Below are 3,182 nucleotides of genomic sequence, written 5' to 3'. Positions count from 1 at the left end.
CATCTTGCTGGAGCAGCCGGCAGCGAAAGATAAACCCCTTCTCTGTAGCTTGGGTAGTGATGCTCCAGTTGCGGTGGATGTGCTCGGCCATGGCAGGGATCCCGCCTCGAAAGAGGGTGAATTGCAGACTCAGAGGGTGCTCAACACCTCTCGCGCGGCGGCTAGAGTTTTCTCCACATCGGCCTCTGTGTGGGCCAGGGAGGTGAAGCCGGCCTCAAATTGCGAGGGCGCCAGATAGACTCCCCGCTCCAACATGCCGCGATGGAAGCGGGCAAATTTCTGCAGATCGGAAGTCTTGGCCTCTTCGTAGTTGCGCACTGGGCCGGCAGTAAAAAAGAAGCCAAACATGCCGGGCAGATAGCCCCCGCACATCTCATGCCCCGTTTCCCGCGCGATCTGCAATAGCCCCGTCGCCAACTTCTCGGTAATCCGCTCCAGGTACTCGTAGGTGCCCGGACGACGCAAAATATCCAGTGTCTGGATCCCTGCTGTCATGGCCAGGGGGTTGCCGGAAAGAGTCCCTGCCTGATACATCGGCCCCGCTGGAGCCACCATTTCCATAATTTCTCGCCGACCGCCGTAGGCCCCCACCGGCAGGCCGCCGCCGATGACCTTGCCCAGGGTCGTTAAATCGGGGATGACCCCAAACTTGGCCTGTACACCGCCATAGCTGATGCGAAAGCCGGTCATCACCTCGTCAAATACCAGCAGGGCCCCGTACTTTTGGGTGAGATCTCGCAAGCCTTCCAAGAAGCCCGGCTGGGGGGGAATAAAGCCGGCATTGCCCACCACCGGCTCTAGGATGACTCCGGCAATGGAGTCGGGGTGCTGTTCAAACAGGGCCTTGACTGCCTCCAGGTCGTTGTAGGGAGCCGTCAGCGTAGCGCTGGTAGCTGCCTTGGGCACCCCCGGCGAGTCTGGCAAGCCCAGCGTGGCCACCCCCGAACCGGCTTTCACCAAAAACATGTCCGCATGGCCGTGGTAGCAGCCCTCAAACTTGATCACCTTTTCCCGACCGGTATAGGCCCGCATCAAGCGCAGCACCGCCATGCAAGCTTCAGTGCCGGAATTGACAAAGCGCACCATCTCCACACTGGGCACCGCCTCAATGACCCGCTCCGCCAGTTCATTTTCCAGAACGCATGGGGCGCCGAAGCTGGTGCCTTTCTCCAAAGCTCGGTGCAGAGCCTCAATGACCTCGGGGTGGGCATGGCCGACAATCGCCGGCCCCCAACTGCCGATGTAGTCGATGTATTGGTTGCCGTCCACATCCCAGGCGTAGGCCCCTGAGACACGGTCGAACACGACGGGATCCCCGCCCACCGACTTGAAGGCCCGTACCGGAGAACTAACCCCCCCCGGCATGAGGCTTTGTGCCCGGGCAAAAATCTGTTTGGAGCGGGCGGTGTTAAACGAGGTGGAGTGGAGAGTGCTGGTCATAGAGCATAAGGAGCTTTCAACGCATTACCAAGGCTAGCAAGCAAGGGAGCTTTCTGGTGAGCCCTTTTACCGACCATGAAACTACAAACCCATTCCCGCCAGCGTGTCGATCACCTGCTCCAGGATCAGGGTGAGGTTGGGATGGGAGGTCTCGAACAGGCCCAGCGCCTCTCCGATGCGATCCCTGGGGCCTTGGCTCGGTTTGCTCTCGGTTCGGGATCCCAGCTCGGCCAGCACCGCTTCCACTTCCTGGCGAATGGTGGCAATGTGCTGTCGCTGCTTTTCATCCAAGCCAGGGGTTTTTTGCAGCTCAACATCCAGATCGTGCAGCAGTTGTCGCAGTTTCGATTCGGCCATTCTTAAAGAGACCTTAACAAATTGAGAACAAATTAAGTTTTGACCACCCTGCCTCGATCATACGGTCTGATGGGTTGAAGCAGGGATCCCTCTATCTAGGGTCTAAGAGCGGGTAAGCGGCGAAGGTTAACTTTTGCAGCCGGGGATCCCAGCATTGGAGCAACTTTTGTAGGATGGGCAGTAGAGTCTATCCCCATGTCTGAGCTGGCATTGGCCCTAGTAGGGGCGGCGGTTGCTGCTGCCCTTTTCATGGGAATTTTCGTCTGGGAACAAAGACGCAGCCAAGAATTGCTGCAGCGGTGGGCGGCAAAGCAGGGCTACTCCCTGTTGAGCCAGGAGGCACGGTACTGGCGGCTGGGGCCTTTTTCCGGGAGCACTTCCAAGTATCAACGGGTATTCCGTGTGCGGATACGGGATCCGTGGGGGCAAGAACGCACCGGCTGGGTGAGGTTAGGGAACTGGTGGCTGGGGCTTTTGTCGGATCAGGCTGAGGAGCGGTGGGAGTAGGCTGGGGTTGAACCATGGAAAGGGAAAGCGATGAACGGGATCAAGGGGTGGAAAAAGCTGAAGGGGGTGGCGTGGCTGGGCCTGGTACTGGCGGTGGCCCTGTTGGGTTGGAACGCAATCGCTGGAGGCGGAGCGATGGCCAGTCCCGCTGAGGGATCCCGAATGTTGACGGTTACAGGACAGGGATCGGTCTCCGTAGAGAACTCCATTGCCCTCATTCGCTTGGGGGTGGTGATCCAGGGGGAGACGGCGCAATCGGTACAACAACAGGTGGCAGAACGCTCAGAGCGGCTGGTCAATCGCCTCAAGGAGCTGCAAGTAGGCGCTCTACAAACCACCGGCATTTCCCTCTACCCGCAATACGACTATCGGGATGGCCAACCTCGCCTAACGGGTGTACAGGGGCAAAACAGTCTGCAATTCGAGGTGCCTGTGGCCAGAGCTGGGCAAGTGCTGGACGAAGCTGTGGCCGCCGGAGCCACCCAGGTGGAATCGGTCAGTTTCCGGGCCGATGAAGCCACCCTGTTGGAGGCGCGCAGCCGCGCCCTAACCCAAGCCGTGAAAGATGCCCAACGCCAAGCCCAGGATGTGCTGGGGGTCTTGAACCTGAGCATCCGTTCCGTCGAGCGCATCCAGATTCAGAGCGATGGCTACATGATCCCGCCGCCGATCCCCTTTGCCCGCGCCGACTATGCCCGTCTAGAAACAGCATCCACACCGGTGGAGGGGGGACAGCAAACCGTGCGCGCCCAAGTCACCCTCGAGCTCCGTTACTGAGCCTCTGCTCTGTTGCCTGGAATGATTCACAAATGTTCACCGCATGGATTTCAGCTCTCCCGCCAAAGGGCTTCTGGTCAGAGCAAGCCTTGGGCAGCAAC

At 59.4% G+C, this 3,182-nt stretch carries 4 protein-coding genes; 2 read left to right on the top strand and 2 right to left on the bottom strand.

From position 1 onward, the window contains the following. Positions 1–129: 129 nt before the first annotated feature. Both hemL and NW829_RS11080 read right to left on the bottom strand, forming a co-directional pair. Positions 130–1,440 carry a glutamate-1-semialdehyde 2,1-aminomutase gene (gene hemL / locus NW829_RS11085; RefSeq protein WP_414344802.1) on the bottom strand — a complete coding sequence of 437 codons (1,311 nt, stop codon included), beginning with the start codon at positions 1,438–1,440 and terminating at the stop codon, positions 130–132. 81 nt (positions 1,441–1,521) lie between these two features. Next, positions 1,522–1,797: a DUF4404 family protein gene (locus NW829_RS11080; RefSeq protein ID WP_414417087.1), complete on the bottom strand. Its 276-nt coding sequence runs from the start codon at positions 1,795–1,797 to the stop codon at positions 1,522–1,524. A gap of 195 nt (positions 1,798–1,992) precedes the next feature. Between NW829_RS11080 and NW829_RS11075 the strand changes: the two genes are divergently transcribed. Both NW829_RS11075 and NW829_RS11070 read left to right on the top strand, forming a co-directional pair. Next, positions 1,993–2,304 carry a hypothetical protein gene (locus NW829_RS11075; protein WP_414417086.1) on the top strand — a complete coding sequence of 104 codons (312 nt, stop codon included), beginning with the start codon at positions 1,993–1,995 and terminating at the stop codon, positions 2,302–2,304. A 30-nt stretch (positions 2,305–2,334) separates the two neighbouring features. Then, positions 2,335–3,081, top strand: coding sequence for an SIMPL domain-containing protein (locus NW829_RS11070; RefSeq protein ID WP_414417085.1), 747 nt, complete (start codon positions 2,335–2,337; stop codon positions 3,079–3,081). The last annotated feature ends 101 nt before the right edge of the window (positions 3,082–3,182 follow it).

It is taken from the genome of Synechococcus sp. R55.8, assembly GCF_047461895.1.
In the GTDB taxonomy this organism is placed as follows: domain Bacteria; phylum Cyanobacteriota; class Cyanobacteriia; order Thermostichales; family Thermostichaceae; genus Thermostichus.
The sequence above is the reverse complement of the archived record's forward strand: the minus strand, read 5'-3'. Positions and strand labels throughout refer to the sequence as shown.